The following is a 12,410-nucleotide window of genomic DNA, read 5'->3' on the forward strand; positions in this document are numbered from 1 at the left end:
CTCGCCCAAACGGGGCCTGGCTTGGACCAAATCCAAGAAGGCTGCCGGCGTCCGTGGGCCAGAGCCAGCTCCAGCCGTCACACCCTGTCCCCGATCCGGGGCCGACTGGCCACAGGGACGGCCCGGATAGGGAAAACTCGCAACCTCGGCAGGTGCTTCAGACTCGACCCATCGGGCCAGAAGTGTGCGGTGAGTTTGGAGTAAGCGAGCTGACGGGTGCGGGCGGACGCCCCGTGGATCGTCCGCCCACACCCGGCGCGCGGTGCCAGCCACTCGCGGTCACCGCGGCCGCTCAGCAGCCCTGGGTGCCGCTGGCGATGTAGTACGTGTAGCCGTTCCAGTCCAATTCGCCGTACGCCGCCACGCAGTAGTTGGCGGTGCCGGTGACGCCGCGCGGGCCGGCGTAGTACGAGTAGATGCCGTTGTCAATGGTGGACACCACCGTGGCCGTGCAGCTCCTGTTCTCACCCGAGGTCTGTGCGCACCGGGCGATCTCCACCGAGGTACGGGCGGGCTTCCCGTACGCCGCACCGAGGTGGTTGACGCAGGCGCTGTTGGTGCCGCCGTTCGTGCTGTTGTAGTAGATGACCAACTCCATCACCGGGTTGCTCGCCGGGTACGCCTTGCTGTAGGTGATCGTCCCCGAACTCGAAACGGCGGCCTGCGACGGCGCCTCGGTTATCACCTGCACCGTGGCGAACGGCGCGGCCAACGGCCCTATGTGGACGCTACACGAAATCGATCTTGCGGTGGCCGCGAGCCACATGCATAGCCGTTGCTCGCTGGGAGCGTGCACTCGGCGGAGAGTAGTTGCCGCCCATCTGCCACGAGGCTGTCTGGCGCGGGCCAGTGATGATCAGTACAGTGCCGCAGCGTGGGCGCACTGAAGCCGTGGCACATCGCCGTGCTCTGCTGTCTTGTCACGTCGGCGGCGCTGCTCGCCGGCCTCATCTGGTTCGTTGTAAGCCGGTCCAGCCGCCGCCGCTAGCGCTCCCTCGCTGGCTGCTCGCGCCACTGGCCGCCGTCCCGCAAGAGCCGTTGAACCATCGAACGCGCTTCTTCCTCGGTCGCGAACTCCCACCGCAGCACCTTGCCCGTCTCGGTGTCGCCGGACCGCGCCACGACATGCCGCCGCACCTCACGGGATAGCCAGACGAATCCGCCACAACGGCGACCGATGACGCCGCCTGACGAACCGCCCGGCCACCCGATGATCTCTGCGACACAGCCAGCGAGATCGAGCGGGCTGGAGCGGGACTGAGCGGGACTAACGAAAGAGGCCCCTGACCGGCATTCGTGCTGGTCAGGGGCCTCTTTGTGCACCTGGTGGCGGGTAGAGGATTCGAACCTCTGTAGCTTTCGCGACGGATTTACAGGGCGTCCCCGTTCCGCCTACTTCTGACCCACTTGACCTGGGCCTTTCCGCTTCGACCAGAGCGGGGGCGAGCACTCTTCCCCCCGATGCGCCCCCGTCCACGGCTGGCCGACAACGCTCGACTGATCTTGTCATTGACCGTCTCCTCCTCTCCGTCGATGCAGTTGGCGTAGACCTTCAGCAAGACGGCGACACTGTGCCCGGCACGGCGAGCGACCTCGGTTGCAGGCACTCCCCCGTTTAGCCAGAGCGATACGGCAGCATGCCGAAGGTCATACGGTCGCCGCGCCAGCGGTGAGGCGGTGATCTCGGAGGCTAGGGCATAGGCACGCGCCTCCTTCCAGACCCGGTCGTACGTTGAGGAGGCGAGCGGGCCGCCACGCAGCCCCCGGAACAAGCGCCCGTCCGGTGTCGTCCCGTAGCGCTCCAGGTGCTCGCGCATCAGCCGAACCAGCTCTGGGGGGATCGGGATCGTCCGGGTCTCCCCCTGCCCTCGGTGCTTCAGCCCTCGGACTTCTCGTCCGTCTTCGGTCTCCGTCCAGCTCGGCCCGGCATACGGGTTGGTTTCCACCAGTACGATCCGGCCCCAGCCACTTGACGGAAGGGCACAGTCCATCTGGCGCAGGCTCGCCGCTTCCGACGGCCGGAGGCCGGCGTAGTAGAGGCAGCCGAAGAACGCTACGAACCTGCCACCGTCACGAACAACGTCTGGGACTGCCGCCAGGATTGCCTCGACCTGTGCAGCGTTGGCGACGACGCGTCGGTCAACGGTCTCGCCGACCTCGGGCGCCTTCCACTGGATCTTGTCCAGGGGGTTGTAGTCCAGGAGGTCTCGCTCAACTGCGAAGCGAAGCGCGTTGTAGAGGGTCGCCCGCTTGCGTTGGACGGTACGGGCCGCTGCGGGCTTGCCATCAAGCTTGCGAGCACAAGCAGTCAGCGCTTGTCGGACGACATCAGCCTTCGCAAGATCACTGACAGGACGGGATGCCCTGCCAATCCACGCCAGCGCCTCCGCAGTCTTTGGCGGTGGAGCATCCTTTGAACGATTCGGATTGAAGGCCCAGGAGTAAAGGGCTTCACGAAGAATGTCATGCTGCGGAGCGCCCCGGGTTGCCGCGACCAGTGCGGCGGTGACGGTCACTAGTGCCTCGACAGCCGAGCGACGCGACTTCGCAGCTAAGCTCGGCCATTTCATCTCAACGTAATCGCAGGCATGCACGTACCAGGTCATGCGGCTCTGCTCGGCGGCGGACTTCTCCGGCAGGCCGGTCACCTCGTCGAATGGGCTGCCAACCTTCACCGCCTGCATGAGGTCCGCCCGAAAGCGGTCCGCGAGCGCCTTTGTGATGAACGACCGCTCGCGGCGCTGGCCGGCAACGGCCCAGCGAACCCGGTAGGCCTTGCTCTTCCCTCGGTCAGCCCGCTTGCTGATGTCATGGATCTTGACGTTGTAGGTGCTCACGCGGCCACCTCCTCGTGGTCGCGGAGCCACTTGTCGACGTCGGCTGGGCGGTATCGGATCTCACCGTTAGGCAGCTTGATGGACCGAGGCCCGAGGCCAAGCTGACGCCAGCGATAAAAGGTGGACCGTGGCACATCTCCCAGCAGGACGAGAACCTCCTTCGTCGTGAGGAGCTTGTTCAACTTGCCTCCTTTGCTACTAGGCGGCGGCCGGCACCGTGCCGGCGGCGGGGGTGGATCCGGTTTCGTGGGCGAGTTCTTCGCGGCCGGTGGTTCGTCGCTCTCTGGCCATGGCGGCGGCGGTGTTGGCGAGGAGGGCGTCGCCGGTGGTGTGCCAGCCGACTCCGGCGAAGGTGAGGGTGCCGACGATCAGGGGCGTGCCGTCGTCGAGGCGGTCGGCGGGTGGGCCGCTGGCGGCCCGGTGCTCGTGGGCCTGGTCCTCGTGCCGCCGGTAGGCGATGCGGGTGTCGCGGAGGAGTTGGAAGGTCACCGAGTAGCGGCGGCCCTTGGTGAGGAAATGGCCGCCGAAGCCGAGCATGTGCGCCCATCGCCGTAGCCGGGCGTAGGGGTTGGTCGTCGCTGGTTTCGTCGGTTTGGTGTCAAGGCTGGCTTGACGGTGGGCGACGCAGGTGGGGCAGGCGGCGTAGCGGGTGTGGGTGCCGCAGTCGGGGCACTCCCACCGGTCGACGAAGCCGGGCGTGGGTCGAGGCTGGCGGGGCCGCTCGGAGAGCGGGAGCGGGGTGCTGGTGGGTCGGCCGATGCGCCAGCAGGCGTCGATGAGGCGGGCGGTGTGGTCGCCGTCGGGGTCGGCGTAGTCCCCGATCGAATCGGCGTCGAGGCGGGTGGAGGTGTGCCCGGTGGCCTCGGTGCTTTTGGTGGCGTACTTGGCAAGGTAGCCGGCGACCATGCCATCGGTGACCTCACCGCTGCCGTCGGTGGCGATCGGTTCCAGGTCGACCTGCTCGCCCCAGGCGATGAGCCAGCCCTCGGGGCGGTCGGGGTGTGGCGGGGTGTGGAAGGCGATCTGCGCGGCGGCGTGGCGGAGCGCGTCGACGAGGTCGGCGACCGTGAACCCGGCCGGGGGTGGGACGACGGCGTCGGGGTCGTCGGGGTTGACGCCGTCGAGGCGGGCGATGGCGTGGAAGTGGACCGCTCCCCGGGCTTGCAGTTCGGCGACCTTCCCGGGCGATAGCCGCACCGGTGGGACCTTTCGCACCTTGCCGGAGGCGGTGGCTACCTCAACCTTGGGGATGCCGCGTCGGCGGGCGAGTTTGGCCAACCAGCGTTCCGCGGCTTGCTTGGTGCGGTGCCAGAGCTCGCCGGAGGAGAGGTTCCAGACGACCTGGTGGTCGTGGTCGTAGCAGTCCAGGCACAACGGCTGCCCGAGGACGGTGTCTCCGGGCTCGTGGCGTGCCCAGCAGACGGCGGGTCGGCCGTGGGGGCAGAGGCCGGCGGTGGGGTCGGTGGCGCGGCGGGCGTGGCATGGTTCGGCGCGGCAGTCGCAGCGCTTGCGGTTGCCGCAGGTGTGCTTGCGAACCACGCGGGCGTGGACCGTGCCGAACGACGGTGCGGTGAACGTGGCGAACACGGCCGGATGCTCGGCGACCGTCTCCGGGACGCCCTTGCCACCGACCAGGCCAGCGCGGAGCAGCTGAAAGGCGTCGCGCTGGTAGGTCTGCGCGCACGAGGGGCAGACGGTGGCGCGGCGGTTGCCGCAGGCGGTGTAGATCGTGCCGTCGGGCATGCCGTCGGTGTGCCGCTGGTCGAGGACACGGCCGGTGGCGGGGTCGACGGTGAGCAGCTGCCCGGCGAGCCGGATCGGGCGGGTGCAGCCGGCGGCGGCGCGGACGTGCTCGATCCAGCCGAAGTAGTCGGGTTGGGTGGCGCGTTCGAAGGCGGAGCCGGCGGCGGTGTAGCCGTAGACGGGCGGGACATCGGCGTTCGAGCCCACCCCCCGGGCCTTGGAGGCGCGGGGGGTGAGGTCCAGCGTCGAGGCCATCAAGCCGCCACCCCGTCAGGGTGGTGGGTGGTGATGGTGCGCTCGCGCACGATGACCCGGCAGGCGCCGCATTGGCGTTTGGCCGGCTCGTGCTGGTGGCAGGGGACGGTGGTGGTCACCTGGCCGCAGCGGATGGTGACCGGTGCCCGGCAGGGTCCGCCGGGGATGACGTCGACGACGGTCCGGCGGGTGTCGTACGGGTGCGGCTCCGGGTTGGCGGGGCAGGTGTGCAGGATGTGCACGATGTCGACGGTGTAGATGGTCATCGGGCACCACCGGCCAGGGTGGTGAGGAGTTGCCCGGCGACGGCCGGGGCGACATCCAGGCGGTCGGCCAGCTCGGCCGGCGTGATCGGGGTGCCGGTGGATTGTTCGTGCTGCACGGCGGCGAAGCGGGCCATGGGCAGCAGATGGGTAGGGACGTCGACCGGCTCCGGGGCCGGCACGGTGACAGGCTCCGGCGCGGCAGCCGGCGTGATGGTCGGTTCGGTGGCCGGGACGGGTGCCGGTTGCGGTGCGGGGGTGATGGCGGCCGGCGGTGCCGGCTCGGTGACCTGCTCGGCCACCTGGACGCGGATCGGTGCGACCGGCTCAGCCGGCGGCACGGTGTCCTCCCGCACTGTCGGTGCGGGAGCGAGAACGAGCTTGACCAGGGCCATGAACGCCAGCGCCGGAACGGCCGAGAGGAGCCAGCCGGATGGTCCGGACTTGGCGACCGCGAGTTGTGCGGCGAGGGAGAGGCTGGCGGCGGCGATGAGCAGGAGCATCGGGTAGCCGATGGATGCGCCGGTGCGGCGGCGTCGGCGGATGGTCAGCAGGGAGGCGATGGGGACGAGTTCGGAGATGACGGCGTTGGCCCAGCCGAACCACTGCCCGGTCCCGTCCGGGGAGTTGGTAAGGGTCCAGTCTTTGACGTGGGTGAAGGAGGCGGCACCGGCGAAGCCGGCGACGGTGAGGAGGATGAGGACCAGGACGACACCTTCGACACGGGTGCCGGTGGTGGGTTCAGTAGCGGACATCGTCGCCTGCCTTCTCGTAGACGGAGGTGACGGTGCGCTGCTCGGCGAGCAGGCCGACGCAGCCGACGCGGATGGCGTCGCAGGTGGCGCAGTGCTCGCCGTCGGAGGCGGTGCAGGCTGCGCGGTGGGCTTCCTGGATTTGGCGGATGGATTCGGCGTAGTAGCCGGACAGGAACCGCTCGTAGGACAGGGGGCCGCGGTCGGCGAAGTATTCGGCGAGGGCGGTCACGGCGTAGTCGTCCGGGGTCATCCGCTCGTCAGCGGCGAGGTTGGTGATGGCGATGGTCATCGGGCACCTCCCGGGGTGCAGTCGAGGCAGGAGCCGGTACGGCGAGGGATGTAGAAGGGCTGGACGTGGCCGCAGTGCCTGCAGGTACGCCGGGCGCGCAGGGCTTTGGCGATGGCCTCCCGCTGGGCGGGCGTGGCGGTCCGCTTGGGTGCGGCGAGGTCGAGGCGGTAGAGGTAGGCGACGCGCTTGCCGCGCCACCAGACGATCTGCGCGACCGGGTCATGCCCTCCGGGGCGAAGGCCGGCGGCACGCAGTTGCCGACGCGTAGCCAGGCCGTCAGGGGCCATCCGGTAGGGGAAGGTAGGAAAGCCGGTTCGGGTGCCGGCCGGGTCATAGATGACAGCGGTCATGGCTGGCCTCCCCAGCGCTGCTGGGCGGCCTGCCGGGAGATCCCCAGCCGCTGGCCGATCTCGGCCCACGAGTAGCCGAACGCCCGCAGACCGATGACGGCCTCACCGATGGCGTCGTCGAGGTTGGCCGACAGGGCGACCAGGTCGCGGAGGGCTTCGACGTCGCCGGTGGCGACGCGGCGGCCGTGGGCGCGGATGATGCGCCGGGCGAAGGCCGCGAACTCGTCGTTCTCGACGACATCCCGCCGCTTCTGGCGGGGGACGCAGGGCGTCAAGGTCGGCTTGACGGTGCTCATCGGTTCTCGCCTCCCTGGGTGTGGAGGCGGTCCCAGTCCTTCGCCGCGTCTTCTAGAGCGGCGATGACGCGCTCGGCGGTGCAGAGCGGGTCGTCGTTCCACGAGTAGGGCGAGGTGTGCTCGTCGACCTCGTTGATCCAGTAGCCGTCGTCATCGACGACTGGGATCGGGTAGTGCTCATCGAGGTAGTCGGTCAGGACGGCGATGGCATCGAGGTAGGTGGGCTGGTCGGCGAGGTCGAGGTCGGAGAAGTGGTTGACCCGGTGGCCGGCGCAGGCGATACCGATGGCCCCGACCGCACAGGCCGGCGGCGTCAGGTGGCCGGCGGGAACGTCGGTGGCGTAGTAGGTGCCCTGGGTCCAGCCATGCCGGCGCAGGTAGAGGGCAGCCATCCGCAGCAGGTCAGCAGGGGTGACCGGCGCGGTAGAGGGTGGGTTGTGGGTAGCCTTCATGGCAGCCACGTCCTTTCGGTAGGGCTGTTGGCGAAGGTCGGCAGGACCGGCGTGCTTGCGAGGCCAGTCCGGTCCTGTCGGCCGATCAGTGGGTGCGGAGCCGCAGGTAGCGGCGGTGTCGGGTGTCGTCGCCGCCCATCTGGTGCGGGGCGGAGACGTAGACGAGCCGACCGGTACTGCGGGCGGCGTGGAGCATCGCGGCCAGGTCCTCGGGACTGCCGACGATCCACATCTCGGTGTACTGCGCGGCCCGTTGGTTGTTGGCGCGGGCGTAGGCGCGTTCCCGGGTGGTCATGCCGGCCGCCTCAACGGGTAGGGCGGTGCGGGTGGCAGTGGGTCGGTGTCGGGCCAGATGACCAGGCCGCGACTTCCGCAGACGAAGCAGAGCAGGTAGTACTGATCCCCGATGGTGGGCAGGTAGGCCCGCCACTCGATGAGCAGGTGGTCTCGGCAGATGTGGTTGTCGTCTGCCGTGGCTCGCGCCTTGATGACGTCGGTGAAAATGTCGACGACGTTCAGTGCCGGCCATTCGCGGGGGTGGTGGTTGTCGTAGACGATGCTGTCGGCGAGTTCGGTGTAGTTGGAGCAGAAGATCTGCTTCCGGACGCCTCCGCAGAAGTTGCACCGCCACCACTGGATTTCCTCAACCCGGTCGGTACGGTCGCCGTACTCTGCTTCATCGAGTTCGGCGTACTCGTGGCACTCGTGCGGTGGTGCCGACAGGTGATTGATCATGCTGCTACTCCCACGTCGAGACGGATCAGGTCGGGGACGAGGGCCGGTAACGGCCGGGGTCGGCGGATCCAGGCGGCGTAGTCAGCGATGCCGGCGATCTGGGCGTCGGACAGGTAGGCGACCTTGATGCGGCGGGGGATGCCGCCCTCGGCGATGAGGTAGGCCGCGCCCTGGTTGGTGGGTTGGATGTCGGTGGCGGTGTAGCCCTGCTCGGCCCAGCCGTGGCCCAGCACGATGTTCGAGCTGTTCGGTGTGGTGCAGCGGAAGGCGGCGCGGTAGCCGAACAGGTCCCGCAGGCTGGTGGGGATGATGTCGAAGGACGGCCGCTGGGTGGCGGCGACGACGGGGATGCCGGCGGCGCGGCCCCGGGCGACCAGGTCACGCAGGAGAGCGACGAACTCTTCCTGTTCCTGCTTGGAGCCGACGGTGGCGGAGTAGAAGGCGATCTCGTCGACCAGGACGGTGATGACGGACAGGCCGTCGGCGGCGGTGACTTTGCGGCGCCCGTGGGCGCGTAGCCAGGCGTAGCGGTTGTTCATCACGACCTGCAGCCGCTTCAGCACGGTGAGAGCGGCGGTGATGTCGGGGCCGATGAAGGCATCGGCGCAGTCCTCCCACTGGCCCAGTTCGACTAGCTTGCCGTCCAGCAGGACCAAGCGGCTGTCGACGGAGAGGGCGGCGTGGGCGGCGATGGTGTTGAGGAGGCCGGACTTGCCTCCGCCGGGTTCGCCGCCGGCGAGGAGGTTGCGGTAGGCGAGGGTGATGTTCACGTGCTGACCGAACTCGTCGATGCCGACGAAGATGGGGTCGAACATCGACAGGCCAGGCCCCACCGGTATGCCGGCAGCCGGGGCGGGTGTCGTGGCGGTCATGGTTGCCCTCCTTGGGCGTTGGTGGGCGCGAGAAGCCACACGAACGAGCCCGCAGGGCTCCTCGCGTCCGGGTTGGGTTCGGGGTTAGATCAGGCCGTCGTCGTGCTGCTCGTCGTGCCGGTCGGCGTCGAGCTCGGCGTCACGGCGGTAGTCCCGCGACCGTCCGTCGCGGCCGCAGGCGTAGCAGTGGAAGTAGAAGCCGTCGGTGGCCTCGTCGTACTCGATCTGGGTCATGGGTCAGATCCAGTCGGAGACGTCGTCGTCATCCGGCGACGTCGAAGCCGCGGGCTTGCTGCCGTTGGCGGTGGTGGCCGGCGGCTTCTTCGGTTGGGCCGGCAGGGTGACGGCGGGGACGTCGACGTCGGGCAGGTCCAGAGCGGTCGGCACGCTGCCGGTGATCCGCTCGGTTGCCGGAGTGTTATCGGGGTCGATGACGTCGACCAGCGGGGAACCCACCTCTGCGGTGAGCACCTCGCGGCGTTTGATGTCGAACCGCAGGTACGCGGCGTTGCCGTCCGATGCCCGCTCGATCAGAGCGGTGGAGGCGTTGCAGGCGACCGCGATCCGGTCGAGGCGGCCTTCCAGGTCGGCCAGGGAGAGGCCGGGGCGCAGGTAGACCCAGACCCGTTCACCGACTGGGGTGGGCTTGGCCCAAAGGATCAGCGGCAGGCTGCCGGAGCGGTTGGAGATGATGAACTGCGCGAAACACACGCGTAGCCGGTGCCGCACGAACAGGCACATGAACCAGCCGAACACCGTGCGGCGGATGACCGGCACAGCGGCCGGGACGCCGACGACCAGGGCGACCACCCCGGCGGTCACCGGGGCGGCGGTGTGGTTGGCCAGCTGCACCCAGAAGGAGATGGCCCCGGTGGTGAACACGATCTCGGTGCTCCACCACCACAGCAGCCGCAGCACCGGCCAGATACGGACCAGCACCCAGACGAACACGCCCAGCGGGACGCCGATGAGAGCGCCCACGAACAGGGCCACGATGGGGTGCATGTAGGAAGCGGCCACCACGGCCGAGAGCAGGCCGACGATGACCGCCGTCAGGTAGAACGCCAGCCGGGCGTTCCGCGCCGAGGAACGGTGGACTCTGGCCTCGATGACCGTCACCGTTCCGCTGGACTTCCCGCCGAAGGGGCGGCGAGGGCTAGACTTGGACACGACGAGTCCTCCCTTGCACGAGGGTGGATGAGTTGGAGGGCACGGGGTCGGCGATGTAGGAGTCGGACCGACCCCGCGCCAGCTTTTGCGGGGATGTCACCACCACAGGTGGCGACCAGGCCGGGAGTGTAGGAGTCGGATCCACTCCCGGACCGTTCGTTTCAGGTCAGCGGACCTCGGGCCGCTTCAGGCGAGACACCGCAGGCTTCACACAGCACGCTGTGCGAAGGACTACTTGGCCGCCGAACCAGCCTTCGGCTTCAGCGACACGGAACGGAACGCGACGCCGTTGCGCCCGTTGGTCGCCCACGGAATAGCCTCCAACTGCTCGACCTCGATGAGCTGCCCCACCATCACGCCCGGCTTCTCACCCGCCGTGGTGATGGTGATGACCTCACCGCCCGTCTCGTCGAGAACGAAGACCTGGGTGGACCACATGAGCCGGCCCGTTCCCTTCTCCGACCGCTGGTTGCCGTTCTGGTCGTTCTTCGGCTCCGGGTCCTTCGACACCGTCACCTGCTTCGCCTTGGTGTCCACGTACAGCTTCACGCCTGTCTCCTGTCGTTCGGGGCACCGGACATCGGTGCACTTCCGGCGTCTTCATGTCTTTATGAAGACATGAACACCGTAAGGTGACGCAGCGCGCTGCGTCAAGACTTCATGAAGACCTAAACTGGTAAGTGACGTGAGGGAGGGTCGAGACGTGGCCAAGTGGGAGCGGATCGCCGCAGACTGGCGAGCAAAGATCCATGCCGGCGAACTCCAGCCAGGCACCAAGCTGCCAAACGAGCAGGCGCTAAAGGCTGAGTACAGCGTGAGCCTGCCGGTTGTCCGCCAGGCCTTGGACACTCTGGAAGCCGAAGGGCTGGTTGACCGACTGCACGGGCGAGGCACCTTCGTTCGAGCGCCACGTCAGCCCGTACGACGCTCGCCCGATCGGTACCAGTGGGAGAAGGACCGCGCGCGGCTGCCCGAGTCCCAGCGGCGCCGAACCGGTGCGACGGAACGCGACACCGGCCTGACCATGCAGGACTTGGAGTTCGAGGCGGAGTATCACACCGTCCCCGCGAGCGCCGACCTGGCGCGGACCTTCGGTGTTCCGGCAGGCGCGAAGATGCTTCAACGCATCTACCGGACCGGGTCGCGCCGGGAGAACGTCCCGCTCAGCCTCAACACCTCATACATGATTTACGACGTGGCTGCGGAAAACCCCGCGCTGCTCGACGCCCACAATGAGCCCTGGCCGGGCGGAACCCAGCACCAACTACTCACCATCGGCATCGAACTGGACCGGATCGTCGACGAGATCTCCGCCCGCCCTCCAGGGCCTGAGGAAGCGGAGGCATTAAGCCTGCCGCCAGGCGTGTCAGTGCTCATCCTTCGGAAGATCTCCATCGACACAAACGACCGCGTGGTCGAAGTGTCGAACGTGGTACTTCCCGGCGACCGGACCGAGTTCGTCTACACAACCAAGCTGGCTCGGTGGTCTGAGTGAGCGGCCTGATCTCCGTCATCACACCGGTGCATGCACCCAGCATCCCGTACCTCGCGGAGTCATACGAGTCTCTGCGGTTGCAGCAGTTGCCGGACGGGTGGGACTGGCAATGGCTGGTCCAGGAGGATGGCCTCAGTGGTGCCGTGGAAGCCGCGCTACCCCGTGACCCGCGCGTGCTCGTCGGGACAGGAAAGCCGGGCGGTCCGGGAGTCGCCCGGAACATGGCTATGGCGCGTAGCAGCGGTTCACTGCTACGCGTTCTCGACGCCGACGACCAACTCACCCCCGGTGCGTTGGCCCGCGAGATCGAGGCGTTGACCAGCCAACCTGTCGGATGGACGACGTCGAGCGTTCTGGACCTGATGCCCGACGGAACGACCGTCGGATGGCAGCACGCGGACCCGCCCGGCGGAACGCTGCGGCGGCATGACGTGCTGGGCTACTTCCAGCAGAACGGCTACCGACTGCCCGTACATCCAGCGACCCTGTGCATCCGGCGCGAGCTGGCGCTTGCCCTCGGCGGCTGGATGGCGCTGCCCGGGGGCGAGGACACAGGGCTGTTGCTCGCGGCCTCAGTCATCGCTGACGGGTTCTTCATCGCCGAACCTGGCTTGCTGTACAGGAAGCACCCCGACCAGATCACGGCACAAGCCGACTGGACAGCAACCGAGGAGTGGAAGCTCCGCATGCAGCTCATCGAATCCCGAGCGGTTGCTCTGCGAGATCTCTCCTTCAGGTCGACCGTCTGAGCTTGTGGCCTCAGCCGCCACTGTGGCCAAAGATCGACATATGCCCTATCTTGCGTGGCATGCGACCGGTGCAGGAGCTAGCTCTACCAGGCCACAGTGCCGCGTCCGGAAGGCCGCTGGTTCGTTCACGGCGTCACTGGCCGTGGGTG

At 68.2% G+C, this 12,410-nt stretch carries 18 protein-coding genes; 2 read left to right on the plus strand and 16 right to left on the minus strand.

Annotation, left to right across the window (positions count from 1 at the left end):
* Positions 1–292: 292 nt before the first annotated feature.
* The 16 genes from ACNAW0_RS08990 to ACNAW0_RS09065 all read right to left on the minus strand — a co-directional run bounded on the left by ACNAW0_RS08990 (position 293) and on the right by ACNAW0_RS09065 (position 10,566).
* Positions 293–712 (minus strand): hypothetical protein, encoded by a 420-nt coding sequence (locus ACNAW0_RS08990; protein ID WP_416287263.1) that lies wholly within the window; start codon positions 710–712, stop codon positions 293–295.
* A gap of 658 nt (positions 713–1,370) precedes the next feature.
* The gene (locus ACNAW0_RS08995) at positions 1,371–2,837 is read right to left on the minus strand and encodes a tyrosine-type recombinase/integrase (RefSeq protein ID WP_416287264.1); all 1,467 of its coding nucleotides are present in this window, start codon (positions 2,835–2,837) and stop codon (positions 1,371–1,373) included.
* Positions 2,834–3,019, minus strand: coding sequence for a helix-turn-helix transcriptional regulator (locus tag ACNAW0_RS09000; protein WP_393439673.1), 186 nt, complete (start codon positions 3,017–3,019; stop codon positions 2,834–2,836). The genes ACNAW0_RS08995 and ACNAW0_RS09000 overlap by 4 nt, the downstream gene beginning before the upstream one ends.
* Before the next feature lie 16 nt (positions 3,020–3,035).
* Positions 3,036–4,835 carry a replication initiator gene (locus ACNAW0_RS09005; RefSeq protein WP_416287265.1) on the minus strand — a complete coding sequence of 600 codons (1,800 nt, stop codon included), beginning with the start codon at positions 4,833–4,835 and terminating at the stop codon, positions 3,036–3,038.
* Positions 4,835–5,101 (minus strand): hypothetical protein, encoded by a 267-nt coding sequence (locus ACNAW0_RS09010; protein WP_416287266.1) that lies wholly within the window; start codon positions 5,099–5,101, stop codon positions 4,835–4,837. The genes ACNAW0_RS09005 and ACNAW0_RS09010 overlap by 1 nt, the downstream gene beginning before the upstream one ends.
* Positions 5,098–5,853: a hypothetical protein gene (locus ACNAW0_RS09015; RefSeq protein WP_416287267.1), complete on the minus strand. Its 756-nt coding sequence runs from the start codon at positions 5,851–5,853 to the stop codon at positions 5,098–5,100. The genes ACNAW0_RS09010 and ACNAW0_RS09015 overlap by 4 nt, the downstream gene beginning before the upstream one ends.
* Positions 5,840–6,142 carry a hypothetical protein gene (locus tag ACNAW0_RS09020; RefSeq protein WP_416287268.1) on the minus strand — a complete coding sequence of 101 codons (303 nt, stop codon included), beginning with the start codon at positions 6,140–6,142 and terminating at the stop codon, positions 5,840–5,842. Before ACNAW0_RS09020 ends, ACNAW0_RS09015 begins: the two co-directional genes overlap by 14 nt.
* Positions 6,139–6,492 (minus strand): RRQRL motif-containing zinc-binding protein, encoded by a 354-nt coding sequence (locus ACNAW0_RS09025; protein WP_416287269.1) that lies wholly within the window; start codon positions 6,490–6,492, stop codon positions 6,139–6,141. Before ACNAW0_RS09025 ends, ACNAW0_RS09020 begins: the two co-directional genes overlap by 4 nt.
* Entirely contained in the window at positions 6,489–6,788 is a 300-nt protein-coding gene (locus ACNAW0_RS09030) for a hypothetical protein (protein WP_416287270.1), read from the minus strand. The genes ACNAW0_RS09025 and ACNAW0_RS09030 overlap by 4 nt, the downstream gene beginning before the upstream one ends.
* The gene (locus ACNAW0_RS09035; protein ID WP_416287271.1) at positions 6,785–7,240 is read right to left on the minus strand and encodes a DUF6197 family protein; all 456 of its coding nucleotides are present in this window, start codon (positions 7,238–7,240) and stop codon (positions 6,785–6,787) included. Before ACNAW0_RS09035 ends, ACNAW0_RS09030 begins: the two co-directional genes overlap by 4 nt.
* 85 nt (positions 7,241–7,325) lie before the next feature.
* Positions 7,326–7,535 carry a hypothetical protein gene (locus ACNAW0_RS09040; RefSeq protein WP_416287272.1) on the minus strand — a complete coding sequence of 70 codons (210 nt, stop codon included), beginning with the start codon at positions 7,533–7,535 and terminating at the stop codon, positions 7,326–7,328.
* A complete protein-coding gene (locus ACNAW0_RS09045; RefSeq protein ID WP_416287273.1) occupies positions 7,532–7,975 on the minus strand; it encodes a hypothetical protein in 444 nt (147 codons plus the stop codon). Before ACNAW0_RS09045 ends, ACNAW0_RS09040 begins: the two co-directional genes overlap by 4 nt.
* Complete coding sequence (locus ACNAW0_RS09050) at positions 7,972–8,847, minus strand: FtsK/SpoIIIE domain-containing protein (protein WP_416287274.1); 876 nt, start codon at positions 8,845–8,847, stop codon at positions 7,972–7,974. The genes ACNAW0_RS09045 and ACNAW0_RS09050 overlap by 4 nt, the downstream gene beginning before the upstream one ends.
* A gap of 84 nt (positions 8,848–8,931) precedes the next feature.
* On the minus strand, positions 8,932–9,081 hold the full coding sequence (locus ACNAW0_RS09055) for a hypothetical protein (RefSeq protein WP_416287275.1): 150 nt from the start codon (positions 9,079–9,081) through the stop codon (positions 8,932–8,934).
* A gap of 3 nt (positions 9,082–9,084) precedes the next feature.
* Positions 9,085–10,017 (minus strand): hypothetical protein, encoded by a 933-nt coding sequence (locus ACNAW0_RS09060; RefSeq protein WP_416287276.1) that lies wholly within the window; start codon positions 10,015–10,017, stop codon positions 9,085–9,087.
* A 231-nt stretch (positions 10,018–10,248) separates the two neighbouring features.
* Positions 10,249–10,566: a hypothetical protein gene (locus ACNAW0_RS09065; RefSeq protein ID WP_416287277.1), complete on the minus strand. Its 318-nt coding sequence runs from the start codon at positions 10,564–10,566 to the stop codon at positions 10,249–10,251.
* A 154-nt stretch (positions 10,567–10,720) separates the two neighbouring features.
* Here ACNAW0_RS09065 and ACNAW0_RS09070 point away from each other — a divergent pair, with 154 nt between their 5' ends.
* Positions 10,721–11,512 carry a GntR family transcriptional regulator gene (locus tag ACNAW0_RS09070; protein ID WP_416287278.1) on the plus strand — a complete coding sequence of 264 codons (792 nt, stop codon included), beginning with the start codon at positions 10,721–10,723 and terminating at the stop codon, positions 11,510–11,512.
* Complete coding sequence (locus ACNAW0_RS09075; RefSeq protein ID WP_416287279.1) at positions 11,509–12,261, plus strand: glycosyltransferase family 2 protein; 753 nt, start codon at positions 11,509–11,511, stop codon at positions 12,259–12,261. Before ACNAW0_RS09070 ends, ACNAW0_RS09075 begins: the two co-directional genes overlap by 4 nt.
* The last annotated feature ends 149 nt before the right edge of the window (positions 12,262–12,410 follow it).

Source organism: Micromonospora sp. SL1-18 (assembly GCF_047921505.1).
GTDB lineage: Bacteria > Actinomycetota > Actinomycetes > Mycobacteriales > Micromonosporaceae > Micromonospora.

Coding starts and splice junctions, on each gene's coding strand:
- ACNAW0_RS09055 (WP_416287275.1), bottom strand. CDS start 9,081: ATGACCCAGATCGAGTACGACGAGGCCACCGACGGCTTCTACTTCCAC.
- ACNAW0_RS09035 (WP_416287271.1), bottom strand. CDS start 7,240: ATGAAGGCTACCCACAACCCACCCTCTACCGCGCCGGTCACCCCTGCT.
- ACNAW0_RS09020 (WP_416287268.1), bottom strand. CDS start 6,142: ATGACCATCGCCATCACCAACCTCGCCGCTGACGAGCGGATGACCCCG.
- ACNAW0_RS09005 (WP_416287265.1), bottom strand. CDS start 4,835: ATGGCCTCGACGCTGGACCTCACCCCCCGCGCCTCCAAGGCCCGGGGG.
- ACNAW0_RS09040 (WP_416287272.1), bottom strand. CDS start 7,535: ATGACCACCCGGGAACGCGCCTACGCCCGCGCCAACAACCAACGGGCC.
- ACNAW0_RS09030 (WP_416287270.1), bottom strand. CDS start 6,788: ATGAGCACCGTCAAGCCGACCTTGACGCCCTGCGTCCCCCGCCAGAAG.
- ACNAW0_RS09025 (WP_416287269.1), bottom strand. CDS start 6,492: ATGACCGCTGTCATCTATGACCCGGCCGGCACCCGAACCGGCTTTCCT.
- ACNAW0_RS09050 (WP_416287274.1), bottom strand. CDS start 8,847: ATGACCGCCACGACACCCGCCCCGGCTGCCGGCATACCGGTGGGGCCT.
- ACNAW0_RS09045 (WP_416287273.1), bottom strand. CDS start 7,975: ATGATCAATCACCTGTCGGCACCACCGCACGAGTGCCACGAGTACGCC.
- ACNAW0_RS09010 (WP_416287266.1), bottom strand. CDS start 5,101: ATGACCATCTACACCGTCGACATCGTGCACATCCTGCACACCTGCCCC.
- ACNAW0_RS09015 (WP_416287267.1), bottom strand. CDS start 5,853: ATGTCCGCTACTGAACCCACCACCGGCACCCGTGTCGAAGGTGTCGTC.